This is a genomic window from Escherichia sp. E2586, assembly GCF_005781105.1.
GTDB lineage: Bacteria > Pseudomonadota > Gammaproteobacteria > Enterobacterales > Enterobacteriaceae > Escherichia.
Genome location: NZ_VATN01000006.1, coordinates 40,197 through 65,897, shown reverse-complemented (window position 1 = coordinate 65,897; position 25,701 = coordinate 40,197). Strand labels below are relative to the sequence as shown.

General features: G+C 52.9%; 19 protein-coding genes. 10 read left to right on the top strand and 9 right to left on the bottom strand.

Annotated elements, in window-relative coordinates:
• Positions 1-114 precede the first annotated feature (114 nt).
• The 6 genes from baeR to mdtA are packed head-to-tail and all read right to left on the bottom strand — an operon-like array spanning position 115 to position 11,097.
• Positions 115-837 (bottom strand): two-component system response regulator BaeR, encoded by a 723-nt coding sequence (gene baeR / locus FEK50_RS05520; protein ID WP_130206968.1) that lies wholly within the window; start codon positions 835-837, stop codon positions 115-117.
• Positions 834-2,237: a two-component system sensor histidine kinase BaeS gene (gene baeS, locus FEK50_RS05515; RefSeq protein ID WP_131161425.1), complete on the bottom strand. Its 1,404-nt coding sequence runs from the start codon at positions 2,235-2,237 to the stop codon at positions 834-836. Before baeS ends, baeR begins: the two co-directional genes overlap by 4 nt.
• Positions 2,234-3,649: an MFS transporter gene (locus tag FEK50_RS05510; protein WP_131161424.1), complete on the bottom strand. Its 1,416-nt coding sequence runs from the start codon at positions 3,647-3,649 to the stop codon at positions 2,234-2,236. The genes baeS and FEK50_RS05510 overlap by 4 nt, the downstream gene beginning before the upstream one ends.
• Entirely contained in the window at positions 3,650-6,727 is a 3,078-nt protein-coding gene (gene mdtC, locus FEK50_RS05505) for a multidrug efflux RND transporter permease subunit MdtC (RefSeq protein ID WP_131161423.1), read from the bottom strand.
• The gene (gene mdtB, locus FEK50_RS05500) at positions 6,728-9,850 is read right to left on the bottom strand and encodes a multidrug efflux RND transporter permease subunit MdtB (RefSeq protein ID WP_131161422.1); all 3,123 of its coding nucleotides are present in this window, start codon (positions 9,848-9,850) and stop codon (positions 6,728-6,730) included.
• A complete protein-coding gene (gene mdtA, locus FEK50_RS05495; protein WP_131161421.1) occupies positions 9,850-11,097 on the bottom strand; it encodes a multidrug efflux RND transporter subunit MdtA in 1,248 nt (415 codons plus the stop codon). Before mdtA ends, mdtB begins: the two co-directional genes overlap by 1 nt.
• 279 nt (positions 11,098-11,376) lie before the next feature.
• Between mdtA and FEK50_RS05490 the strand changes: the two genes are divergently transcribed.
• The 5 genes from FEK50_RS05490 (at position 11,377) to FEK50_RS05470 (ending at position 13,730) form a co-directional block, all read left to right on the top strand.
• Positions 11,377-11,433 (top strand): type I toxin-antitoxin system Ibs family toxin, encoded by a 57-nt coding sequence (locus FEK50_RS05490; protein WP_012767742.1) that lies wholly within the window; start codon positions 11,377-11,379, stop codon positions 11,431-11,433.
• 271 nt (positions 11,434-11,704) lie between these two features.
• A complete protein-coding gene (locus FEK50_RS05485) occupies positions 11,705-11,761 on the top strand; it encodes a type I toxin-antitoxin system Ibs family toxin (protein ID WP_001386899.1) in 57 nt (18 codons plus the stop codon).
• A gap of 271 nt (positions 11,762-12,032) precedes the next feature.
• Entirely contained in the window at positions 12,033-12,092 is a 60-nt protein-coding gene (gene ibsA / locus FEK50_RS05480; protein ID WP_010723109.1) for a type I toxin-antitoxin system toxin IbsA, read from the top strand.
• Positions 12,093-12,312: 220 nt separating this feature from the next.
• Positions 12,313-12,972, top strand: a complete 660-nt coding sequence (locus FEK50_RS05475) for a VWA domain-containing protein (protein ID WP_000003177.1) — start codon at positions 12,313-12,315, stop codon at positions 12,970-12,972.
• Complete coding sequence (locus tag FEK50_RS05470; RefSeq protein WP_131161420.1) at positions 12,969-13,730, top strand: PP2C family serine/threonine-protein phosphatase; 762 nt, start codon at positions 12,969-12,971, stop codon at positions 13,728-13,730. The genes FEK50_RS05475 and FEK50_RS05470 overlap by 4 nt, the downstream gene beginning before the upstream one ends.
• A gap of 64 nt (positions 13,731-13,794) precedes the next feature.
• On the opposite strand, the gene FEK50_RS05465 is transcribed toward FEK50_RS05470, so the two are convergent.
• The gene (locus FEK50_RS05465) at positions 13,795-14,256 is read right to left on the bottom strand and encodes a DUF2314 domain-containing protein (protein WP_096093424.1); all 462 of its coding nucleotides are present in this window, start codon (positions 14,254-14,256) and stop codon (positions 13,795-13,797) included.
• Positions 14,257-14,456: 200 nt separating this feature from the next.
• Here FEK50_RS05465 and yegI point away from each other — a divergent pair, with 200 nt between their 5' ends.
• Positions 14,457-16,403, top strand: a complete 1,947-nt coding sequence (gene yegI, locus FEK50_RS05460) for a protein kinase YegI (protein ID WP_131161419.1) — start codon at positions 14,457-14,459, stop codon at positions 16,401-16,403.
• A gap of 12 nt (positions 16,404-16,415) precedes the next feature.
• Here yegI and yegD read toward each other — a convergent pair whose 3' ends face one another.
• A complete protein-coding gene (yegD, locus tag FEK50_RS05455; RefSeq protein WP_130221833.1) occupies positions 16,416-17,768 on the bottom strand; it encodes a molecular chaperone in 1,353 nt (450 codons plus the stop codon).
• Positions 17,769-17,901: 133 nt separating this feature from the next.
• On the opposite strand from yegD, the gene alkA reads away from it, so the two are divergent.
• Positions 17,902-18,750 carry a DNA-3-methyladenine glycosylase 2 gene (gene alkA / locus FEK50_RS05450; RefSeq protein WP_130260017.1) on the top strand — a complete coding sequence of 283 codons (849 nt, stop codon included), beginning with the start codon at positions 17,902-17,904 and terminating at the stop codon, positions 18,748-18,750.
• Between the two features lie 96 nt (positions 18,751-18,846).
• On the opposite strand, the gene FEK50_RS05445 is transcribed toward alkA, so the two are convergent.
• Entirely contained in the window at positions 18,847-22,164 is a 3,318-nt protein-coding gene (locus FEK50_RS05445; RefSeq protein ID WP_131161418.1) for a diguanylate cyclase, read from the bottom strand.
• 318 nt (positions 22,165-22,482) lie between these two features.
• Between FEK50_RS05445 and udk the strand changes: the two genes are divergently transcribed.
• The 3 genes from udk (at position 22,483) to asmA (ending at position 25,672) form a co-directional block, all read left to right on the top strand.
• Positions 22,483-23,124 carry a uridine kinase gene (gene udk / locus FEK50_RS05440; RefSeq protein WP_064529458.1) on the top strand — a complete coding sequence of 214 codons (642 nt, stop codon included), beginning with the start codon at positions 22,483-22,485 and terminating at the stop codon, positions 23,122-23,124.
• 91 nt (positions 23,125-23,215) lie between these two features.
• Positions 23,216-23,797, top strand: a complete 582-nt coding sequence (dcd, locus tag FEK50_RS05435) for a dCTP deaminase (RefSeq protein WP_001234777.1) — start codon at positions 23,216-23,218, stop codon at positions 23,795-23,797.
• Between the two features lie 21 nt (positions 23,798-23,818).
• Positions 23,819-25,672, top strand: a complete 1,854-nt coding sequence (gene asmA / locus FEK50_RS05430; RefSeq protein WP_131161417.1) for an outer membrane assembly protein AsmA — start codon at positions 23,819-23,821, stop codon at positions 25,670-25,672.
• The last annotated feature ends 29 nt before the right edge of the window (positions 25,673-25,701 follow it).

Here is a 25,701-nt window from a genome sequence, read left to right as displayed (position 1 = left end):
AAATCTGAATACGAGCACGGCTTTATCCCTCTCTTTTTCAGAGAGGGTAATAATACTCAGTGGGCGACGGAACGGTCCGCGTTGTAGTTTGAGACTGCCATTAAAAGGAACAGGCTAAACAATACGGCAGGCGTCAGCTTCCCAACGGTAACCGACGCCGTAAACGGCGCGGATAAATGACTGTTCGGCGTCGAGAGATTCCAGTTTGCGGCGCAGGTTTTTAATGTGGCTGTCGATAGTTCGGTCGGTTACCACGCGGTAGTCGTCGTAAAGATGATTGAGCAATTGCTCGCGGGAGAATACTTTACCCGGTTCATGGGAGAGCGTTTTCAGCAGACGAAATTCCGCAGGCGTCAGGTCAAGCATTTTGCCACGCCATGAAGCCTGAAAACGACCTTCGTCGATAATCAACGGATTTTCGGCATCCTGTTGCTGCAACTCGCGCTGCGGTTTGCAGCGGCGCAAAATGGTTTTGACGCGCGCCACTACTTCACGCGGGCTGTACGGCTTGCAGATATAGTCATCAGCACCAATTTCCAGCCCCAGCAGGCGATCGATCTCTTCGATTTTCGCCGTCACCATCACAATTGGGACATCGGAAAAACGACGAATTTCCCGGCACAGCGTCAGACCATCGGTGCCTGGGAGCATCAGATCCAACAGGATCAGATCCGGCGGCGTCTGGCGCACGTACGGCAGTACCTGATCGCCGTGGCTGATAAGTATTGGCGCGTAGCTCGCGGCACGCAGATAATCAATGAGCAACTGCCCCAGCTTGGGTTCATCTTCCACGATCAAAATACGCGGCGTGTTTTCGTCGATAGGTAACTCGGTCATACTTCTCTCTGTAAATCCCGTTCCAGCGGTAACTCTACTGTAATGCTTACCCCGCCAAAAGGCGAATGGGCGGCAACAATGCGACCATTATGCGCTTCAACAATGTTCAGGCAAATCGCCAGCCCCAGCCCGGAACCGCCGCTGGCACGGTTGCGGGAACCTTCGGTGCGATAAAAACGCTCAAACAGTTTTTGCAGCTGATCATCACTGACGCCCGGCGCGCTGTCGGCAAAGGTCAGGCGCACCGTTTTATCGTGCTGTTCTGCGGAGATTTGCAGGCTGCCGCCGCTGTCGGTGTAGCGCAGGCTGTTTTCCAGTAAATTATTGAACAACTGCATTAAACGGTCGCGATCGCCAAATACGGTAATGCTGTCTGGCAGGGAAAATTGCAGTTTCAGGCCACGGCTGGCGAATCGTTCGCGAAATGCGCCGCCCGCCACTTCCAGCAGTGGGATCAAATCTACCGGTGCTTTTTGGTAGGCGAGAGCGCCCTCATCAGACATCGACAACTGATGGAGATCGTCAACCAGTTTGGTTAGTGTGCCGACCTCCGCCTGTAAAGACGCCACCGTCTCCGGCGTGAATTTACGCACGCCATCCTGAATGGCTTCCAGTTCACCGCGCAGCACCGCTAATGGCGTACGCAGTTCGTGAGAAATATCGGCCATAAAATCGCGGCGCATTTGCTGGTTTTTCTCCAGCGTGCTGGCGAGCTGGTTGAAGTCTTGTGCCAGTTTCCCCAGTTCATCTTCGCTGGTGGGCGTCACGCGAGTGGTGAAATCGCCCGCCGCCAGTTTGTGCGTGCCGTCAACTAACCGTTTTACCGGAGCCAGCAAACCGCGTGCCAGTGGAAATGTCGCCAGCGCCGCCAATAAAGTAGATAAAGCCACAATCAGCCAACTGGTTTGCCGCTGTTGCTTATCAAAATTGATATCGGTACTGCGCGTCAGGCGTTCAACGGGGGAAGCGATCACCGCGCCGACTTCCACACCATTGACCAGAATGGGCCGCCGTGTACCGTCCGGTGGAATGGGTGCGCGTGGGCCAACCAGCACTTTGTTATTTTGATCGACCACCCAGAACTGGGTACGCCAGCCGTGTGGTGGCATACCGGGGCCGGGCTTATCGTCGTTGCTATCGTGTTCAAGCGAACGCAGGATCTGAAATACGAAGCGATCGTTATTACGCAGAAAACGCCAGTTACCGTGCTGGGCGTATTGCTCGCCAAGCGCGTCGCCAAGCATTTGCAGCCGTTGCTCATTGCCATGCTTGATGTAATCAATAAAACCACGCTCAAAACTAATACGTACCGCCCAGTGCATCGTGATCAGCAAGACGATGCAGGTGGCGAAGATCGCCAGAAACAGTTTGCCGGTAATGCCGGGCCGCCAGAACTTCATTCAGTGCTCCTTTTGCGCCGCGAAATAGCTACATTTTGATGCGTATCGTTCGGCACTCTGGCAAAGATGAACGCCGGAAGGGCGATAAGAAACGCCATACTAAGCCAGGTGTACATAAAGACAGTTTGTGTGGTGCCGCTGTCGACGCTGACATGCTGCGAACCAAAAAGTCCCAGCAACAGCCCGGCGATGGTGACCCCGATACTCATCGACAATTGCATAATCATCGACAGCAGGCTGTTGCCACTGCTCGCCAGATTGTCCGGCAGATCTTTCAGCGTCAGGGTGTTCATGGAGGAGAAACGCGTCGAGTTGACCATTCCTTGTAAAAACAGGACGAACGGCAAAACGTAGTACCAGCCTAGCAGCGCGGTGGTCATAAACAACAGGGTGACCAGCGACAGACCCAGCGTGGTCGCCACCAGTACCCGACGATAACCAAAGCGATTCACCACCTGCACCACAATTCGCTTCATCCCCATGCTGCCGAGTACCATCGGGATCATCATCAATCCGGCATGAAACGGTGAGAAACCAAGGCCAATTTGCAGGAAAACCGGCGTCATAAAGGGCAACATGCCGCTACCGATGCGTCCGGCAAAGCTCCCCGCCAGGCCCAGCGAAAAGGTACGAGTGCGGAACAGTTTCAGACTGAAAAGAGCGCGGTGGTTATTTCTGGCGTGTAGTAGATAAAGCACCAGTGCCACCACGCCAACCGCTACCAGCACGGCGATGGTTAGCGGCGACAGTCCTGTACCTTTACTGCCGTCCAGCGCCAGCGTTAATACCGCCATGCCAACCGCCAGCAATAAAAAGCCGGAGAGATCGAAGCGCCGCGTCTGCATGGTGTAGTTCGGCATTAACATCAATGTGGCGATCGCACCGATAATTCCCACTGGAATGTTGATCAAAAAGATCCAGTGCCACGATGCGTATTCCACCAGCAAACCGCCGAGCGCCGGGCCAAGCAGTGGGCCGACTTGCCCGGGCAGCGTAACAAAGGTCATCGCCGCCATATATTGCTCGCGCGGTACGATTTTCATCACCGTCAACCTGCCGACCGGCACCATCATCGCACCGCCAACGCCCTGTAACGCGCGTGCCAGCAACAGTTCGTTCAGCGTGCCGGAAAGCGCGCAAAACAGTGAACCGAGGGTAAACAACACGATGGCGGTAAAGAAAATATTGCGCACGCCGATTTTATCCGCCAGCCAGCCGCTGGCGGGTAGCATCACCGCCACGGTCAGCACATAAGAGACAATGACCATGTGCATATGCAGCGGGCTTTCCCCGAGGCTTTGCGCCATTGAGGGAAGGGCGGTGTTAACGATGGTGGTGTCCAGCGACTGCATAAAGAAGCCGAAAGCCACAATCCACAATTGCCAGCGGGTGCTGTCGGGAAGATCTGTCATTTACTCGGTTACCGTTTGTTTAGGTTTACGCGAAAAACGCAGCCGCAGACGGTCGAAAAAGAGATATACCACCGGCGTGGTATACAGCGTCAGGAGCTGACTCATTACCAGACCGCCGACAATGGTGATCCCCAGGGGTTGCCGCAGCTCCGAGCCGTCACCGCCCGACAATACCAGCGGCAGCGCGCCAAACAGTGCTGCCAGGGTGGTCATCATAATCGGGCGAAAACGCAGCAGACAGGCCTGGAAAATAGCTTCCTGCGGCGTCAGGTTACCGTGGCGTTGGGCTTCAAGCGCAAAATCGACCATCATAATGGCGTTTTTCTTCACGATGCCGATTAATAGCATGATCCCTATCAGGGCGATTAGGCTGAACGGGGCATTGAACAGCTCCAGCGCCAGCAGCGCCCCGACGCCCGCCGAAGGCAATGTGGAGAGAATCGTCAGCGGATGTACGTAACTCTCATACAGCATCCCCAGTACGATATACACCGTGGCGATCGCTGCGATAATCAGGATCACTTGCGAGTTCATCGTCTCCTGGAACACCTGCGCTGTTCCGGCAAAACTGCCGCGCACCGTCGAAGGCACACCAAGCTGGGTCATTGCGCGGTCGATTGCCGCACTGGCGTCCGAGAGCGATTTCCCGGTCGGCAGGTTGAATGAGATGGTCGAGGCTGCCGATAATCCCTGATGATTCACCGACAATGGCGCGTTCGCGGGCTGCCATTTGGCGAAATACGACAGCGGGATCGCTTTGCCTTCGTTATTAATGACGAACATTTTTTCCAGCGCACTGATGTCCTGGGTATAGCGCGGATCCACTTCCATAACCACTTTGTATTGGTTCATCGGCTGGTAAATGGTCGAGATTTGTCGCTGACCGAAGGCGTTATTCAGCAGGCTGTTGGCAGCCTGCACGTCGATTCCCAGCCGCGCCATGGTGTCGCGGTCGTAAACCAGATTCATCTCCGCGCCGTTGTCCTGCTGGTCGGAGTTCACGTCCGCCAGTTCCGGCAACGTTGCCAGTTTTTTGCGAATTTTCGGCTCCCATTCGCGCAGTGCCGCCAGGTCGTCGGACAGCAACGTGTACTGGTAACTGGCGTTCGACTGACGTCCGCCAACGCGAATATCCTGTACCGCCATTAGGAACAGATTCGCTCCTGGCTCTTTTGCGAGCTTCACGCGCAGACGGTCGATAATTTGCTGCGCCGTTTCGCTGCGTTCGTCGCGTGGCTTGAGAGTGATAAACATCATCCCGCTGTTCACTCGCGAACCGCCGGTAAAGCCAGTGACATTATCCACTGCCGGATCGTCACGAATAATTTTCATGAAGTCCTGCAATTTGCCGCGCATCGCCTGAAACGAAATACTCTGATCCGCCTGAATCCCGCCCATCAGTACGCCGGTGTCCTGCTCAGGGAAGAAGGTTTTCGGAATCGAGATATATAGCCAGATATTCAGCGCGATGGTGCCAAGCAGCACCACGCCCACCAGACGGGTATGATTGAGCACCCATTTCAGCGACTTGCCGTAGCCTTGTTGCAGGGCTACCAACATGCGACCAAAACCACGTAGTCGCTTTTGCTCACGCGGCTTGCTCGCTTTCAGCATCCAGCCGCACATCATCGGCGTTAGCGTCAGGGAAACCAGCAACGAAATACCAATGGCGACAGAAAGCGTCACGGCAAACTCGCGTAACAGGCGACCCGGCAATCCGCCCATCAACAGCAGCGGCAGGAACACCGCCACCAGTGACAGACTCATCGACAGCACCGTAAAACCGACTTCGCGAGTACCTTGTAGCGCGGCCTGTAGCGGTTTCATCCCCGCTTCCAGATGACGGGCAATGTTTTCCAGCACCACGATGGCGTCATCCACCACGAAACCAGTAGCAATGGTGAGCGCCATTAACGAAAGGTTATTGAGACTGAATCCGCACAGGTACATCGCCGCAAACGTACCAATCAGCGAAACCGGCACCGCAACGGCGGGAATAATAGTGGCGCGACCCGAGCGCAGGAATAAAAACACCACCAGAATCACCAGCGCCACCGAGATAATTAGCGTTTGCTCTACTTCTTCCAGCGAGGCGCGAATGGTGGGGGAGCGATCCTGGGCAATTTGCAGATCAATTGCCGCCGGAATGGTTTCCTGCAACTCCGGTAATTTCGCCCGGATGCTGTCTACCGTCTGGATAATATTGGCTTCTGGCAGTTTGCGGATCATCAGCAAAATAGCCGGTTTGGCGTTGGTCATCCCGGCGTTGCGCACATCCTGCACTGAGTCGGTCACCGTCGCCACATCGCCCAGACGAACCGCGCCGCCGTTGTTGTAATGAATAATCAGCGGCTGATATTCAGCGGCGGTTTTCAGTTCATCGTTAGTCTGGATCTGCCAGCGATGGGTATCATCTTCCAGCGCCCCCTGCGGTTTACGCACGTTGGCATTGCTGATGGCGGAGCGTACATCGTCCAGCGAGACGCCCTGATTAAACAGCGCCTGCGGATTCAGCCCGACGCGCACGGCGGGCAGCGAGCTGCCACCGACATCGACATCACCGACACCGTCGATTTGCGCAATCGTCGGGGCAAGCTGTGTTGAGGCGAAATCGTACAGTTCACCTTGCGAATAAGTATCGGAGGTTAGCGTCAGGATCATAATTGGCGCATCCGACGGGTTCGCTTTGCGATAGGTCGGACGGCTTGGCATCCCGCTGGGCAGCAAACTTTGCGCGGCGTTGATCGCCGCCTGCACATCGCGCGCTGCGCCGTTGATATCCCGGTCAAAATCAAACTGCAAAATAATGCGCGTGCTGCCGAGCGAACTGCTGGAGGTCATTTCACTGACTCCGGCAATGCGCCCAAGCGAACGTTCCAGCGGCGTGGCAACGGAAGACGCCATTGTCTCTGGCGATGCACCGGGCAGCGAGGCGCTGACCATAATCACCGGAAAATCAACCTGCGGCAGCGGGGCGACCGGCAGCATACGGAAGCCCAGAATGCCGCACAGGGTAATGGCAACCGACAGTAAAATCGTCGCCACCGGGCGGTAAATGAAGAGGGCAAAAAACTTCACTTACGCCTCCTCTTCATGGCGGGCAAAACGGCTTTTGGTCCACAATGCCAGGCGGTCGAACAGCAGATAAATCACTGGCGTGGTGAACAGCGTCAGTACCTGGCTGACAACCAGACCGCCGACCATGCCGATGCCTAACGGACGACGCAGTTCCGCGCCGACCCCGGTACTCAACATCAGCGGCAACGCGCCAAGCAGTGCCGCCAGGGTGGTCATCAGGATCGGACGAAAACGCAACAGACAAGCCTGGTAAATAGCATCGCGCGGCGACATGCCTTGCTCGCGCTCGGCAGCCAGCGCGAAGTCGATCATCATGATGGCGTTCTTCTTCACGATACCGATCAGCAAAATAATGCCGATGATCGCAATCACATCCAGTTCGCTACCGGCAATCATTAACGCCAGCAGTGCGCCGACCCCTGCGGTGGGTAGCGTCGAGAGAATAGTGATGGGGTGAATAAAGCTCTCGTACAGAATGCCGAGCACGATATACATCGCCACCATCGCTGCGACAATCAGCCAGACAGTGCTGCCCAGCGCCGACTGGAAGGCGAGGGTGCTGCCCTGGAACTGCGTGGTGATATCCACTGGCAGATTCAGCGTCTTTTCGGTGTCCATAATCGCCTGCACCGCATCGCCCAACGAATAGTTATCCGGCACGTTAAAGGAGATGGTCGTTACCGGGAACTGATCCAGATGGTTGATGGAGAGCGGGGCAAAACGCTGCTCAATTTTGGCAATTGAGCTTAGCGGCACTACGCCACCGTCGCTGCTAGTCAGGCGAATAGTATCCAGCGCCGCAAGCCCAGGAGTATTTTCGGTGTTGTGCTCCAGCACCACGCGATACTGGTTAGCCTGAGTATAAATAGTGGAAATCAGTCGCTGACCAAACGCGTTATACAAGGCGTTATCGACGTCCGCCATGCTGATCCCCAGACGGCTGGCGCTGTCGCGATCAACATTGACATACGCCACCAGCCCTTTGTCCTGCCAGTCGCTGGAGACATCAGAAAGCTGTGGTAGTTGCTGGAGTTTTTCCATCAACTGTGGCACCCAGGTACTGAGCGCATCCAGTGACGTGGCCTGCAAGGTAAACTGGTACTGGGTGCGGCTGACCTGTGTATCGATGGTCAGGTCCTGCGTTGGTTGCAGGAAGAGATCGACGCCCGGCACTTTATCTACCGCCGTTTGCAGACGGGCGATGACTTTTTGCACCCGATCATCACGTTCATCCAGCGGTTTGAGGTTGATCTGTAAACGCGCACTGTTCAGCGACGGGTTAGTGCCATCAACGCCAACAAATGAGGTCAAACTTTGCACTGCCGGATCCTGCAAAATCACATCCGCGACCTGGCGTTGCCGCTGGGCCATATTGGCAAAGGAGCTGGATTGCGGCGCCTGCAGGGTGCCCTGAATAATGCCGTTGTCCTGCACCGGGAAGAAGCCTTTCGGAATGAACACCCACAATAGAACGCTAAGCAGCAGCGTGCTGAGCGCCACGCTTAAGGTCAGCCACGGATGATTCAGCACTTTCGCCAGTCCACGTCCATAGGCGGCGATTATCCTGTCGAACATTTTTTCCGAGGCACGGGAGAAGCGGTTCTGTTTACGCAGCGACTCCTGGCTGAGCATCCGCGCGCACATCATCGGTGTCAGGGTCAGCGACACCACGGCTGAGATCAAAATCGCGACTGCCAGAGTAATGGCAAATTCGCGGAACAGTCGCCCGACGATATCGCCCATAAACAGCAGTGGGATCAACACCGCAATCAGTGAGAAGGTCAGCGAGATAATGGTAAAGCCGATTTCACCCGCGCCCTTGAGCGCCGCCGCCAACGGTTTTTCACCTTTTTCGATATAGCGGGAAATGTTTTCGATCACCACGATGGCGTCATCGACAACGAATCCGGTGGCGATAGTTAACGCCATCAACGTCAGGTTATTGATTGAAAAATCGAGAAACACCATGACCGCGAAGGTGCCGATTAACGACAGCGGCACTGCGACGCCTGGAATGATGGTCGCCGGAATATTGCGCAAAAACAGGTAGATAATCATTACTACCAGCGCGATAGCCATCATCAGCTCAAACTGGGTATCGTCGACCGATGCGCGGATATTGGTGGTACGGTCAGAAAGTACCGTCACCTTCACCGATTTCGGCAAACTCTCGGTGAGCTGTGGCAGCATCTGCCGGATGCTGTCGGCGGTGGAGATAATGTTAGCACCGGGCTGGCGCTGAACATTCATCACGATGGCCTGTTCTTTGTTCGCCCACGCGCCGAGCCAGCTGTTTTCTGCACCTTGCTCTACAGTTGCGACATCGCCCAGACGAATCGGCGCGCCGTTCTGGTAGGCGATGATTAGCTGGCGATACTCTTCGGCGGATTGCATCTGGTCGTTCGCTGACAGCGTGACCGCACGGGAAGGGCCATCAAGGCTACCTTTAGCTGAGTTAACGTTAGCGCCGGTAATGGCGGTGCGCACGGTTTCGCTGGTCAGACCGAGTGCGGCAATCGCCTGGGCGTTAAGTTTGACGCGAACGGCCGGACGCTGACCGCCGGAAAGCGTCACCAGTCCGACGCCGGAAATCTGTGAGATTTTCTGCGCGACGCGGGTTTCCACCATATCTTCTACCTGCGTCATCGGCATGGCGGTTGAGGTGACGGCAAGCGTCATGATCGGCGGATCTGCCGGATTCACTTTGCTGTAAACCGGCGGGTTAGGCAGATCGCTCGGCAACAGGTTGGTCGCAGCGTTAATCGCGGCCTGCACTTCCTGCTCGGCGACATCCAGCGGTAATGTTAGCTGGAACTGCAAAGTGATAACTGACGCACCGCCGGAACTTTGCGACGACATCTGTTTCAGGCCGGACATCTGCCCAAACTGGCGTTCGAGCGGCGCGGTAACGGCGGAGGTCATGACATCCGGGCTGGCGCCAGGGTAGAGGGTGACCACCTGAATAGTCGGATAATCCACTTCCGGCAGTGCCGAAACGGGCAGGGCGCGATAACCGATAATCCCGGCGAGTAAGATCGCCACCATCAGCAGCGTGGTGGCGACAGGACGCATAATAAACAGGCGCGACGGGCCGCCTGTGCTGCTCGGGGGTAACACCTGCATCAGGAGCGCGCTCCTTTTTTCGCGTATACGCGGCTGGTGGCTTTCTCTTCCGGTGCGGTGGCGCTCTGGGCTTCCACCACTTCCACTTTCGCTCCTTCGGTCAGGCGATCAATACCGTCCGTCACTACGCGATCGCCTGCAGAAATACCTGCGCGGATCACCACTTTCTGACTGTCCTGAATGCCCGGTGTCACCAGATGTTTGCTGACTTTATTTTCGCTATTCAGTACCCAGACAAAATGGCCTTCGTTGCCCATTTGCAGGGCGGCGGTGGGGATCACCACGGCGTTTTGTTCGGTGTCGACTAACATGCGCGCGTTAACAAACTGATTGGGAAACAGCGCATCATCCTGATTATTAAAGCGTGCTTTCACTTTAATCGTGCCGGTAGTGGCATCGATTTGGTTATCGAGACTTAACAGCGTGCCTTCACTTAATTTCTTCGAGTTAGTGCGATCCCAGGCTTCAACCACCAGTGGTTTTCCGGCTTTTTGTGCCTGCACAACGGTAGCGATATCGCTTTCCGGCAGGGTAAAGACTAAATCGATAGGATGCGTCTGGGTGATCACCACAATCCCGGTGGTGTCGCCACTGGAGATTTGGTTACCAACATCAACCTGCTTCAGGCCAACGCGACCATCGACTGGCGCGGTGATGCGGCTCCAGTCGAGTTGTAGTTGTGCGCTGGCGACGCTCGCTTCATCAGCCTTAATGGTGCCTTCGGTTTCACTGACCAGCGCCTGTTGAGCATCCAGCTCCTGGCGGGAGACGAGATTAGTTTTTGCCAGTTGTTGATAACGCGCCAGGTCACGGCGGGCGTTGGCAAGCGTGGCTTTATCTTTTGCCAGTTGGCCCTGGGCTTGTGCTAATGCAACTTTGAACTGGCTGGGGTCAATTTCTGCCAGCAAATCGCCTGCTTTGACCTGCTGGCCTTCCTGGAAATGTAACGCCATCAGTTGACCATCTACGCGACTGCGCACCGTAACGGTGTTAGCAGCGGTAATAGTGCCAAGCCCGGTAAGGTAACGCGGAACTGCCTGTTCTACGGCGGTCGCCGCCTGAACCGGGGCTAATGGGCCGGAACGCATACCACGGCGACCACTCGCAGGTGGATGTTGCGCTTGTTTCGTCGCACCTGGTGCTGCGCTCTGGGATTCATTGCGGCCTTGCCAGAACCAGAATGCGGCGATGGCGGCGATAACCACCACGATTACGATTACCCAACGGGATTTATAACTGCCTTTCATCGTTAAGAGTTTCTCTTCCTGAAACGTTTCGCGGAATGATACTAGTGTAGCCAGCCAATAAGGGCGAAAAATGGAGGAATTATGAAACAGTTTCGGGAATCGTCTGAATGACGGTGCGCTTTGCGAGCATGCATCCAGTAATGACACAGGAAACTATTTTATTCGCAGGTTAGCGATAGACTGCGTACATGGCAATAAGGAGGTAACCCGAAGATTTCAGCGGGATGCTGAAACGGGAAAGCCCCTCCCGAGGAAGGGGCCTTAAATAAGGAAAGGGTCATGATGAAGATACTCATCATCGTGGTGCTCTTAGTGATTAGCTACCCAGCATACTAAGACTACCAGGGCGGGGGAAACCCCGCTCTACCCTCACTCCTGAAAGTATGCCTTCACGATAAGATTGTCAATCTGCAGGCTTTGCAGTCTGCGATCCTGCCAGCAAATATTCTTTGCGAGACGTTACGCAATAATCACGGGTGAAACTATTTTGTTCACGCGTTAGCGATAGACTACGTGCATGGCGAAAGGATGTAAGCCGACGATTTCAGCGGGACGCTGAAACGGGAAAGCCCCTCCCGAGGAAGGGGCCTTAAATAAGGAAAGGGTCATGATGAAGCTACTCATCATCGTGGTGCTCTTAGTCATAAGCTTCCCCGCTTACTAAGACTACCAGGGCGGGGGAAACCCCGCTCTACCCTCACTCCTGAAAGTATGCCTTCACGATAAGATTGTCAATCCGCAGGCTTTGTAGTCTGCGATCCTGCCAGCAAATATTCTTTGCGAGTCGTTACGCAATAATCACAGAGGAAACTATTTTATCCGCAAGTTAGCGATAGACTGCATACAGGGCGAAAGGAGGTAAGCCGACGATTTCAGCGGGACGCTGAAACGGGATACCCTCTCCCGGAGAAGAGGGGTTAAAAAAGGAAGGGGTTATGATGAAGCACGTCATCATACTGGTGATACTCTTAGTGATTAGCTTCCAGGCTTACTAAGAACACCAGGGGGAGGGGGAAACCTCTCCCTAACCCTCACTCCTGAAATTATGTCACTCCGCCCTTAGTGTCAATCGACGGCGCTCCGTTCTTGCGAGGCGAATAGCAAAATTATCTACGCCGCCGGGCCTAATTCTGAAAATGTCTTCGTTTGCTCTTATTTCATTATTGCAGTCGGTATGATACCGGACCTCAATAACTCTCTAAGAAAGGACCTCTTATGAGCGAACAAATCACGTTTGCTACCAGCGATTTTGCCAGTAACCCGGAACCACGTTGCCCCTGCATTTTGCTGCTGGATGTTTCTGGCTCGATGAGCGGCAGACCCATTAATGAACTTAACGCCGGATTGGTTACCTTTCGTGATGAACTGCTTGCTGATCCGCTGGCTTTAAAAAGAGTGGAACTCGGCATTGTGACGTTTGGCCCGGTGCATGTGGAACAACCCTTTACCAGCGCCGCTAATTTTTTCCCGCCCATCCTGTTTGCTCAGGGCGATACGCCAATGGGCGCTGCCATTACCAAAGCCCTGGATATGGTTGAAGAGCGGAAACGTGAGTACCGCGCCAATGGCATTTCGTATTATCGTCCGTGGATTTTCCTGATCACCGATGGCGCACCAACCGATGAGTGGCAGGCTGCCGCCAACAAAGTGTTTCAGGGGGAAGAAGATAAAAAGTTTGCCTTCTTTACCATCGGTGTTCAGGGGGCGGATATGAAGACCCTGGCACAAATCAGCGTCCGTCAGCCTTTGCCATTGCAGGGATTACAATTCCGTGAACTGTTTAGCTGGTTATCCAGTTCGTTACGTTCGGTTTCCCGCTCCACGCCGGGAACGGAAGTTGTACTGGAAGCACCAAAAGGCTGGACGTCAGTGTGAGTTGGCGTCTGGTTTATGAATCAGCCGTCGGAACGTCGCACATCAGCGCTGATTTGCCTTGTCAGGATGCCTGCCAGATGCAGGCTGCCTGGTTAAACGACCAGCAACCATTACTGGTGATGTTTCTTGCTGATGGTGCAGGCAGCGTCTCGCAGGGGGGCGAAGGCGCGATGCTCGCCGTCAATGAAGCGATGGCTTATATGTCGCAAAAAGTGCAGGGCGGGGAATTGGGGCTCAATGATGTCCTCGCAACGGATATTGTGCTGACCATTCGTCAGCGACTTTTTGCCGAGGCGGAAGCCAAAGAATTAGCGGTTCGCGATTTTGCTTGCACGTTTATGGGATTGATTTCATCGGCTAATGGCACCTTGATTATGCAGATTGGCGATGGCGGCGTGGTGGTGGATTTTGGTCACGGTCTGCAATTGCCGCTTACGCCGATGGTGGGTGAATATGCCAATATGACGCACTTCATTACCGATGAAGATGCCGTTTCCAGACTGGAAACTTTCACCAGCACTGAGCGTGTGCATAAAGTTGCAGCATTTACGGATGGTATCCAGCGACTGGCGTTAAATATGTTGGATAATTCTCCGCATGTGCCTTTCTTTACCCCGTTTTTCAATGGGCTGGCGTCAGCAACGCAGGAACAACTCGATTTATTACCTGAATTGTTAAAGCAGTTTTTGTCCAGCCCGGCGGTAAACGAGCGTACGGATGATGATAAAACGTTGGCACTGGCGCTGTGGGCAGAGTGAGTTTCTCATGGCGGTTGAAGACAACAATTCAACCGCCAGTTTAAGCAATCAATATAACGGCTGATTAGCGAACTAATTTTGCTCTTAGCTCGTCGGCTTCTTCTTTTGGATAAGTGACCAATAAAGGATCAATGGTATAACCGCCGTAAATTTTATCCCCGCGGGTATACATCCAGTCTGAAATATCTTCTTTCTTGATTTTCCACTCCTGGCCATATTCTACGTTTGTAACAATACCAGGATCATTGCTGATTACGCCAATAAACATGCCGTTAGAATAAGTGACATCCGTAAGCCAGAAATGCTCGGTTCTTCCGTGATCGGTTATCGGGGCTTTGACTGCGAAAGTATCGGCATCTTTTTTATTCATAACCTCGATGAATTTATCGGTTTCTTTCCGCGCATGTTTAATCGCGTCAGACATCGCTTGTTTATCATAACCTCCCGTCACTAACGTATCCGAAACTTCACAATAGCCTGCGGTAGTAAAAAATAGCAGGCTCAACATAAGTAATATCTTTTTCATTTTTTTCTCCAGAATCTCTGTGTAGTAAAAGTTAGCAAAAACCTATGGGACTTAATCATTATCAGGTTGGAATTGAATTGTATCCTGATAAAAGTGCATTATCCTTTTTATTCTTGAACCGAACTCACTTACATATAAATATCTTTAATGGTTAGTTATCGTTAATCATTAAAATATAATATAGCTACCTGCGAAATATTATGAAGACAAATATAAAAGTATTTACATCGACAGGTGAATTGACCACTCTTGGCCGTGAACTGGGCAAAGGTGGTGAAGGCGCGGTTTATGATATCGAGGAGTTTGTCGATAGCGTCGCCAAGATTTATCACACACCGCCACCCGCCTTAAAACAGGACAAACTTGCCTTTATGGCTGCGACAGCTGACGCGCAGTTGCTGAATTATGTCGCCTGGCCGCAGGCAACGCTTCACGGTGGACGAGGCGGGAAGGTTATCGGTTTTATGATGCCGAAGGTTTCTGGTAAAGAACCGATTCATATGATCTATAGCCCGGCACATCGTCGCCAGAGTTACCCTCATTGTGCGTGGGATTTTCTACTCTATGTTGCCCGCAATATTGCTTCATCTTTTGCTACGATTCACGAGCACGGGCACGTAGTGGGTGACGTAAACCAGAACAGCTTTATGGTAGGTCGCGACAGCAAAGTGGTGTTGATCGATAGTGATTCCTTTCAGATTAACGCCAATGGCACACTGCATTTATGCGAAGTCGGCGTGTCGCATTTTACGCCGCCAGAGCTACAAACCTTGCCATCATTTGTCGGCTTTGAACGTACTGCGAATCACGATAATTTTGGCCTTGCCTTGCTGATTTTTCACGTCTTGTTTGGTGGTCGGCATCCTTATTCTGGTGTACCGCTTATCTCTGAAGCGGGTAATGTGCTGGAGACGGATATTGCCCATTTCCGTTATGCCTACGCGTCAGATAATCAGCGACGTGGTTTAAAACCGCCGCCACGATCTATTCCGCTATCGATGTTACCGGGTGATGTTGAAGCCATGTTTCAGCAGGCATTCACGGAAAGTGGCGTAGCAACCGGGCGTCCGACGGCTAAAGCGTGGGTAGCGGCACTTGATTCCCTACGCCAACAGTTAAAGAAATGTCCCGTTTCGGCAATGCATGTTTACCCCGCTCATTTGACCGACTGCCCGTGGTGTACGCTGGATAATCAAGGCGTTATCTATTTTATTGATCTCGGCGAAGAGGTCATTACCACCGGCGGTGATTTTGTGCTGGCGAAAGTCTGGGCGATGGTAACGTCGTCAGTAGCACCGCCACCGCTAAAGTTACCATTACCCACTCATTTCCAACCTGCGGGCAGGCCGTTTCCTGTAGGGGTATTGCGGCGTGAATACATCATTCTGATTGAGATCGCACTGTCAGCGTTATCTCTACTGCTTTGCGGCCTTCAGGCAGAACCGCGTTATATTATTTTGGTTCCGGTGCTGGCGGCTATCTGGATTATTGGCAGTCTGACAAGCAAAGCGTACAAAGCAGAAATCCAGCAACGCCGTGAGGCTTTTAATCGTGCGAAAATGGATTATGACCATTTAGTCAGCCAGATCCAACAGTTGGGCGGACTGGAAGGTTTTATCGCCAAACGGACGATGCTCGAAAAAATGAAGGACGAAATTCTGGGGTTACCGGAAGAAGAAAAGCGCGATCTGGCAGCACTTCAGGACACCGCAAGGGAACGGCAGAAGCAGAAGTTTCTGGAGGGATTTTTTATTGATGTTGCCTCTATTCCCGGCGTTGGCCCTGCGCGTAAAGCGGCGTTACGGTCCTTTGGTATTGAAACAGCGGCAGATGTTACCCGTCGTGGCGTTAAGCAAGTGAAAGGGTTTGGTGATCATCTGACCCAGGCGGTTATCGACTGGAAAGCGAGTTGCGAACGCCGTTTTGTGTTCAGGCCGAATGAAGCGGTAACGCCAGCAGATAGACAAGCGGTAATGGCGAAAATGGCCGCCAAACGACATCGGCTGGAAGCCGCATTGACAGAGGGCGCGGTAGAGTTGCAGCGATTCCATCTCCATGCCTCTGCACGGACCATGCCGTTGATGGAACCGTTACGTCAGGCGGCAGAAAAACTGGCTCAGGCGCAGGCTGATTTAAGCCGTTGCTGAGCCATTTTTCAATTAACGAAATACCACTTCAGCCCAACGCGCCAGCCCGGCGGTGACGGAGCCAAAGTCATCGCCGCCGGCAATCGGAATGCCCGGCAACTGTTCTGCCAGCGCTTTTTTAATCAGCGGGGAACGGGCGCTACCGCCGGTCAGATAGATGACATCCGGTTTTTCCTGGGCGTTATCCAGCGCCAGTTGCACCTGTTCCAGAATCCGCGCCAGTGGTTGGCTGAGGGCGCTTTCCAGACCCTGCTGGCTAATCAGCGTAGCCAGTTCGTCGCTGATAAACGGCAGCGATGCGAGGGTTTCCGCTGCGCTGGAAAGCGCAATTTTGCTCTCTTCCGCGCTGCGCACCAGTCGATAGCTTAAACGCTGACGCCAGACTTTCTGTAACAGGGCCACTTTTTCCGGTTCGCGGGCATCGCGTACCAGATCGTTAAGCAGGCGACCGTTGGCACTACTGTAGAAATCACTTTGCGCAGGTACGTCGTTGATGGCAACCGCATTCCACCACGGCAGAATCGGCAGGGCGATGCCTTTTTCGGTTTCGCCACCCATGCCCAGTAACGGCATCAGGTTTTTAAACGCCAGTGCGATATCCAGATCGTTACCGCCAATACGACAACCACTGTGACCCAGCAGGCTGGCTTCACGATCGAGACGTGAACGCCACTGCGGCCCCATCAGCAGCAATGAACAGTCAGTCGTACCACCGCCGATATCCACCACCAGCACCCGTTTTTCTTCCTGTAAGGTGGCTTCGTAATCCAGCCCAGCCGCGACCGGCTCGTACTGGAATACCACATCCTTAAACCCGGCACGCTTCGCTGCGCGTTCCAGAATCCCTTGCGCCTGGGTGTTTGCTTCATCGCCGCCCAGACCCTGGAAGTTGATCGGGCGACCAATCACCGCCTGAGTAATCGCTTCTGGCAGCTGCGCCTGCGCCTGCTGGCGAATGTGCAACATCATTGCGCAGACCAGATCCTCAAACAGCGCTACCTGCTGCGGTTTTAAGCCGCTGGCACCGAGGAACGATTTTGGTGATTTTACAAACCACACTTCTTCCGGATCATCAATGTACTGTGCCAGAGAGGAAAGACCGAACTGCACGCTTTTCGCCGTAACATCGATATCTTCTTCGCGGTTATAACGAATCGCCCGACGTAACAGCGCCTGCGTTTCATCGTCGTCTGCCGGAACATCATGATGGCGGTACAGCCATTCGCTAACCGCCTCACGCGTTGGCGCGCAAAGCATTGAAGGCAGCAACGTGCTGTCGTTTTCCATTTTCAGTAATTGCGGTTTACCGTCGCGCATGACCGCCACTGAACAGTTTGCTGTACCGTAATCAAAACCAATAAACACGAAATAATCCCCATGCCGGTGAAGAAGGGGCGTGACTTTAGCGAAATGTTGCCGTCGCGACAACCGGAATATGAAAGCAAAGCACAGCGTCTGAATAACGTTTATGCTGAAAGCGGATGAATAAGGAGATGCGATGTATACCCTGAACTGGCAGCCGCCATATGACTGGTCGTGGATGTTGGGATTTCTCGCCGCCCGTGCGGTGAGCGGTGTGGAAACGATCGCTGACGATTATTATGCCCGTAGTCTGGCGGTGGGCGAATATCGCGGCGTGGTGACTGCTATTCCGGATATAGCCCGCCATACTCTGCACATAAATTTAAGTGCAGGTTTAGAATCCGTTGCCGCTGAGTGCCTGGCGAAAATGAGCCGCTTATTTGATCTGCAATGTAACCCGCAGATTGTGAACGAGGCGTTGGGCGAGTTAGGCGCGGCCCGGCCCGGATTGCGTTTACCCGGCTGTGTTGATGCTTTTGAGCAGGGCGTGCGCGCTATATTAGGCCAACTGGTGAGCGTGGCGATGGCGGCAAAATTGACCGCCAAAGTGGCACAGCTTTATGGCGAACGGCTGGATGATTTTCCGGATTATGTCTGCTTCCCCACGCCTCAGCGGCTGGCAGCCGCCGACCCGCAGGCATTAAAAGCGTTGGGTATGCCGTTGAAACGGGCAGAGGCACTGATTCATTTAGCCAATGCAGCACTGGATGGCACCTTACCGATGACAATTCCGGACGACGTAGAACAAGCGATGAAAACGCTGCAAACATATCCTGGCGTTGGGCGATGGACGGCGAATTATTTCGCATTGCGTGGCTGGCAAGCGAAAGATGTTTTTCTGCCGGATGATTATTTGATTAAACAGCGATTTCCAGGAATGACACCGGCACAAATCCGCCGTTATGCCGAACGCTGGAAGCCCTGGCGTTCTTATGCGCTGTTGCATATCTGGTATACGGAAGGCTGGCAACCAGAAGAAGTATGACGCTGGTCGCCGGATGCGGCGCGGCCTACGGAACGGACGAATTGTAGGCCTGATAAAACGCGTTAGCGTTTTATCAGGCGATGGGGAAACGCTCCCTCAATTAATCGCGAAATAACTGCTATTAACCAGCAAATCCAGAGGCTGGCTCTCGGCAATGACATCGCCATAAATCAGATCAACACCAATGTCAGAAAGCGTATCCAATACCAATGGCAACGCTACTGGCCCAGCGATGGTTTTCACACCCAACCGCTGGGCATGCCCCTGAATAATCGAAATCAGCATCTCATCCATTAAATTGCCCTGTACGCTGGCGCATAACTCGGCGTCAAGCAGTAGATAATCCGTCATATTTGCTTTGAGCATATTGAATATTTGTAGGTCGCGCCCTACCTGGCTGAGTACGATCCGGCAGCCGGCCAGCCGCAGTTTTTGCACAGCCAGCCCGTGGTCGAAAATCGCTTCTGCCGGAATTACCAAATGGAACAACCGTGGTGGTAATGAACTTTGTTCCAGTTGCTCAAGCAATTCGTCTACCAGAGTGACGCTGCCTAGCCCCGCAACGGAAAGGGGGAGGGCGATGCTTAAACCTTTATTGGCAACCGCTTTTGCTGTTTGTTGGAAAAATTCACGTAATACCCGGCGGTCAAGCGCGTGGCTGAGTGCCGGATCGCTGAAGCTACGGCGGAATGCCTGTTCATCAATCAACTCGCCTTTGCTGCTCCAGAGCTTAAGCGAAATCAACCACAAATTCCGCGTTTCCGTGATTCGTGGCGAAGCGATGCCGTGGGCAATCATCATAAGCGGATTCTCTTTAGTCATCCGCCACTGTTCATCGAGCGACATCACTGTCTGTTCATTATGTGCAGTTGCCTGCTGTGGTTCATAAACTGTGACCTGACCACGACCACCATTTTTCGAAGCATAACAGGCGATATCGGCCTGGGACATAACTTCTGCTGCCTGGTGATTACTGTCGTTTATTAACGTCATCCCGGCGCTTGCTCCTACCCGATGTAACCGACCTTCCCACATAAAGTGATAATCATTAATCGCATTGATAATGCGCGTCGCGATAAAACGGGCACTTTCGACATTACAGTCTGGCAGTAACAGACCAAATTCATCACCACCAAGTCGTGCCAGTAGATCGCTGGAGCGCAGCATACTCAGCATCAACGAAGACAGTTCGCGCAGCAAAGCATCGCCGGCCGCATGCCCGGCGCTGTCATTTACTGCTTTAAAGCGATCAAGATCGATAAATACCAGTGCATGTTGCTGATGCGTACTGTGAACGGTTTGCAGCAGTATTCGCAGTTGTTTCTCAAAACTTGCACGGTTCGCCAGATGCGTCAGGGCATCGTGAGAGGCGCTATAGCTAAGCTGACGTAGCATTTTGCGTGCTTCGGTGACGTCCTGAATCACCAGCACCGAACCAATGCTACTACCATCCAGGGTGCTTAACGGCGTAATACTGTAATGAACGTCATAGCTGCCACCGCTACGGCAGTGGAGAACCACGTCCTGTTCAATAGCAGAACGTGAGGTGTCGGCACTGTAAATGTTCTCAATTAACGGCCCGGTGTCACCAGTTGTAAGATGCAATACCGTCAGCAGCGGAACGCCCAACGCCTCTTCTTGCTTCCAGCCGCTCATTTTCTCCGCGACTGGATTCATAAAGGTGATTTTCATCGCCATATCAATACAGACCACAGCTTCACCGATAGAGTCCAGGGTGATATGCAGACGTTCTTTTTCCTGGAACAGCGCCTCGTTGAGTTGTTTTACTTCAGTCATATCCATATTGATGCCAAGCAGGCGTTCGACTTCACCTTCCTTATTCAGAACCCGATTGGCGAGTGCGCGGATATGACGAATACCGTCTTTTACCGTAATGCGAAATTCCAGTTTAAAAGGCAAACGAGCCTGCAGCGAATCGCGGATGACTTTCTCGGTGTGTTCTCGATCTTCCGGCAGCACGCAGTCATACCAAACCTGCCAGTTTGGTTTGATATGCGGGGAAATTTCGTAAAGTTCAAACATCCGCTTATCCCAACTGAAAATATCCGGCTTCAACTCCCATTCCCAGATACCAATCCCGCCCGCTTCGTTAGCCAGCGTGATGCGTTCCATCAGTTGCTTATTCACCTGCTCGGTGCGTTTTAGCTCGTTAATGTCTTCTATCTGCGCAATGAAGTAGAGTGGCGTGCCATCGGTGTGGCGCACCAGTGAGACGGCAAGCAGCGCCCAAACTACGTCGCCGTGGCGGTTGTAGTAGCGTTTCTCCATTGAGTAGGTATTGATTTCACCGCTAATCAACTTCTCAATGTGTTGCAGATCTTTATTGAGGTCTTCCGGCCAGGTCAGCTGTTGAAAGGTGAGAGCACGCAGTTCTTCCTGGCTGTAGCCGAGAAACTGGCACAGGGCTTTGTTGCTTTGCAGCCATTGCCCCTCAGTACCCACTAACGCCATGCCGATAGCAGAATATTCCATGGCGTTCCGAAAGCGTGTTTCGCTTTCGGAAATATGCTTACGTTCCGCGCGGAAGGCGTACATCACCATTGTCATGATGTTGGCGGGCAGCAGGATCAGCAAAAATGGCAGCCATGGCATATGGCTCATCAGGTACGCTCGCGGCGTGGCAAGCAGAGTGGGGTCGGCAGCCATCATTAACGAAACCATCATCACTGTCGTGAGGAAGATCAAAAAGGCTTCCATTCGTGGCAGGCGCACGGCGCTCCACATCAGCAGCACAATAATGAAAGTAAAAGGCCACGGCAGGTACAGCATCGAAAGCCAGCTTAACGTCAATGTGATCGCTAACGTCAGCAGCGTTTCAAACAACAGTCGTGGGTTACGATGGCGTAATAGATAATGCGGTTTAAACAACAGGCCCAGCGGTACCAGCGCCAGGGCGCCGATGGATTCTGAAAGTACCCATATCAAAAATGCCCTGAGAGGATCGTCTCCGGGTGTCAGCAGGACAACCAGAACGCCCCCCAACAGAGGTGGAACGATGGCGCTGCCAAATGCAAGACGAAGCCAGTCAGCCAGATTTTGTAGCGGGTTATACCACGGTAATAATTTTCGCAGCATCATTGCGCCCACGACGGCTTCAATAATGTTGATAGCCGTCCAGGTCATATTGAGCGAACTGGTGGAAAAGAGCAGCACGGATGCGGCTATGTTTCCCAGTGAGCAGGCTAACGCGATACCAGGCCACATGCGTCCGGCATGGCGGTAAAACGCCACCATCATAATGGAAGTGGGGAACCATAGCGGCGCAAGCTGAGTGCCAAATTGCGAAAGCTCAAGCGAGAAAAGGGTAAAGATAAACGAGACTAAACCTAAACTGACGAGGTGAAGCAGAGGATGAGGCAAGGTAATTAAAACACGCTGTGATGGTTTACTCATTACCGCTCTATCCGCATGGCCAGGCCGTCAGTATTAGTATCTGTGTTTATGCTAGTACAAAAGTTTTACATTTTATATGCAAATTGCTCATAAAGTGACGTAATGGCGGATAATTTGCGCAACTATGCATAACATTTTTCACTTTGCGTCATAACTGAGCAATTAAATTTGCATCAGGGAATTGATCGTCAACAATTAACTCTGAGAGCAAGGCAACGCTATTCGACTGGTATCACGCGGATGAAATCCCTATAATTGCCGCGTTTGGCGCTTCGGCGCCCCCTTCCTAACATCCAGGTTATTCAGGTCGCTAAATTTATGACTGATCAGTCTCATCAGTGCGTCATTATCGGTATTGCAGGCGCATCGGCTTCCGGCAAGAGTCTCATTGCCAGTACCCTTTATCGTGAATTACGTGAACAAGTCGGTGATGAACACATCGGCGTTATTCCGGAAGACTGTTACTACAAAGATCAAAGCCATCTGTCGATGGAAGAACGGGTTAAAACTAATTATGACCATCCCAGCGCGATGGATCACAGCCTGCTGCTGCAACATTTGCAGGCGCTGAAACGTGGCTCGGCTATCGACCTGCCGGTTTACAGCTACGTTGAACATACGCGTATGAAAGAAACGGTGAAGGTTGAACCGAAGAAAGTCATTATTCTCGAAGGCATTTTGCTGCTGACGGATGCGCGTCTGCGCGACGAGCTGAACTTCTCGATTTTTGTGGATACCCCACTGGATATCTGCCTGATGCGTCGCATTAAGCGCGATGTTAATGAGCGTGGTCGTTCGATGGATTCTGTAATGGCGCAATATCAAAAAACCGTGCGCCCGATGTTCCTGCAATTCATTGAACCGTCTAAACAGTATGCAGATATCATTGTGCCGCGCGGCGGTAAAAACCGCATCGCGATCGATATATTGAAAGCGAAAATAAGTCAGTTCTTTGAATAAGCTTGGTAAATTGTGTACCGTTCAGTGATAACCTGGTATGCCCTTGACGTAACTGGCGTTAAGGGAGTGATGCGCGAAAGGAGAAAATGCCATGCGTCTGTGTGACCGAGATATTGAAGCCTGGCTTGATGAAGGCCGTTTGTCGATCAACCCACGTCCACCCGTGGAGCGTATTAATGGCGCGACGGTGGATGTACGCCTGGGCAATAAATTTCGTACCTTCCGTGGCCACACGGCAGCGTTTATCGACTTGAGCGGTCCCAAAGACGAAGTGAGTGCCGCGCTTGACCGTGTGATGAGCGATGAAATTGTGCTTGATGAAAGCGAAGCTTTCTATCTTCATCCGGGGGAGTTGGCACTGGCGGTAACGCTGGAGTCAGTGACGCTGCCTGCCGATCTGGTGGGCTGGCTGGACGGGCGTTCCTCACTGGCGCGTCTGGGACTTATGGTGCATGTCACTGCACATCGTATCGATCCGGGCTGGTCTGGCTGTATTGTGCTGGAGTTCTACAACTCCGGTAAGCTGCCGCTGGCCCTGCGTCCGGGTATGCTGATTGGCGCGCTGAGCTTTGAGCCGCTTTCAGGTCCGGCAGCGCGTCCGTATAACCGCCGTGAAGATGCGAAATATCGCAACCAGCAGGGCGCAGTCGCTAGCCGTATCGATAAAGACTAATTCAGGCCCATTGAGGATACCATGAGACGATTTCTGACGACGCTGATGATACTCCTGGTCGTGCTGGTGGCTGGGTTATCTGCGTTAGTGTTGCTGGTGAATCCGAATGATTTCCGTGACTATATGGTCAAGCAGGTTGCTGCACGTAGCGGTTATCAATTGCAGCTTGACGGGCCACTGCGTTGGCACGTCTGGCCGCAGCTTAGTATCCTCTCTGGTCGCATGATATTAACGGCCAACGGGGCCAGCCAACCGCTGGTACGTGCCGATAATATGCGCCTTGATGTGGCCTTGTGGCCTTTATTGAGTCATCAACTCAGCGTTAAGCAAGTCATGCTCAAAGGGGCAGTCATTCAACTGACGCCGGAAACAGAAGCAGTGCGCAGTGAAGACGCCCCAATAGCCCCGAAAGACAATACATTACCTGATGATGCGGAAGATCGTGGCTGGTCGTTCGATATCGCCAGTCTGCGAGTCAGTGACAGCGTGTTGGTGTTCCAGCATGAAAATGACGAACAGGTTACGGTACGTGATATCCGCCTGCAAATGGAGCAGGACCCACAACATCGCGGTTCGTTTGAATTCTCTGGTCGGGTAAATCGCGACCAACGCGATCTCACTTTAGCGCTCAAGGGGACTGTTGATGCTTCTGATTACCCGCATGATTTAACGGCAGATATTCAACAGATTGACTGGCAACTGCAGGGCGCTGATCTCCCGAAGCAGGGGATTCAGGGCCATGGTCAGTTCAGGACTCAGTGGCAGGAAGCGCAAAAACGTCTCTCCTTTGAACAAATCAATTTAACCGCTAACGACAGTAATCTGACCGGTCAGGCGCAGGTAGCGCTGCTTGAGAAGCCAGAATGGCTGCTCAGACTGCAATTTGCCCAGTTAAATCTGGATAATTTGCTGCCGATGAATGAGGTGATGACTAAGCAAAATGGCGTTGCTCAGCAGGGGCAAAGCCAACCGACGCTGCCACGTCCGGTCATTTCCTCACGCATTGATGAACCTGCGTATCAGGGGCTGAAAGGCTTTGCGGCAGATATTTTGTTGCAGGCCAATAACGTGCGTTGGCGTGGAATGGATTTTGCCGATGTTACTGCGCAAATGACCAACAAGGCGGGGCTGCTGGAGATTATCCAGTTGCAGGGCAAACTTAACGACGGTGTCGTGTCGTTACCGGGTACGCTGGATGCCACAGCCTCACATCCGCGTATAGTTTTCCATCCCCGGCTGGAAAATGTCGAGATTGGCACCATCCTGAATGCCTTCAACTACCCCATATCACTAACGGGGAAAATGTCGCTGGCGGGGGATTTCTCTGGTGCTGACATTGATGCCAACGCATTCCGCCACACCTGGCAGGGGACGGCGCATGTCGAAATGGCCGATACGCGCATGGAAGGCATGAACTTCCAGCAGATGATCCAACAAGCGGTAGAACGTAATGGCGGTGATGTGAAGGCCGCTGAAAACTTCGATAACGTGACGCGGCTTGATAGCTTTACCACCGATCTGACGTTGAAGGATGGTGTCGTGACGTTAAACGACATGCAAGGTCAATCGCCAGTGCTGGCGCTTTCAGGGGCTGGTACGTTGAATCTGGCGGAGCAAACCTGCGACACCCAGTTTGACATTCGTGTGATAGGCGGTTGGAACGGGGAAAGCAAACTGATTGATTTCCTCAAAGAAACGCCGGTTCCTCTGCGGGTTTATGGCAACTGGCAGCAACTCAATTACAACCTACAAGTGGATCAGTTACTGCGTAAACACTTACAGGACGAAGCCAAACGCCGTCTTAACGACTGGGCCGAGCGGAATAAAGATTCTCGCAATGGCAAAGATGTGAAGAAGTTGCTGGAGAAGATGTAAGACAAGTTATGCAGATGGCGGCGTTAAGT